Source organism: Pauljensenia sp. UMB3104 (assembly GCF_030217285.1).
Lineage (GTDB): Bacteria > Actinomycetota > Actinomycetes > Actinomycetales > Actinomycetaceae > Pauljensenia.
In genome coordinates this window covers 1-278 of sequence record NZ_JASONN010000276.1, presented here as the reverse complement: position 1 = coordinate 278, position 278 = coordinate 1, and the positions used below count along the sequence as shown (strand labels likewise).

Sequence of the window (278 nt, the reverse complement as noted above, 5' to 3'; positions counted from 1 at the left end):
ACTGATGCTCGATGCGTTTGATCGGTGCGCCCGCTTCGCGCAGGTTCGTCAGTGACAGTGCCACGCCGCCACCACGCTTGGACAGCTGCAAAGCGGAGTTCACGCCTCGGGCGATGGACTCCATGTTGTCTTCGACGCGGATCAGGAAGCAGGAGACCAGTTCGCCGCGCGCACGCTTACCCGCGTTGAGGAAGGTGGGTGTGGCCGGCTGGAAACGTCCTGACATGATCTCGTCGATGAGCTTGCGTGCCAGTTCGATGTCGCCGCGCGCCAGGTAC

The 278-nt window shown here is 62.9% G+C and carries 1 protein-coding gene; it reads right to left on the bottom strand.

What is annotated here, in order from left to right; translation table 11 throughout:
- On the bottom strand, positions 1-278 hold a 278-nt coding region (locus tag QP415_RS11690), incomplete at both ends, for a ribonucleotide reductase N-terminal alpha domain-containing protein (protein ID WP_336620007.1).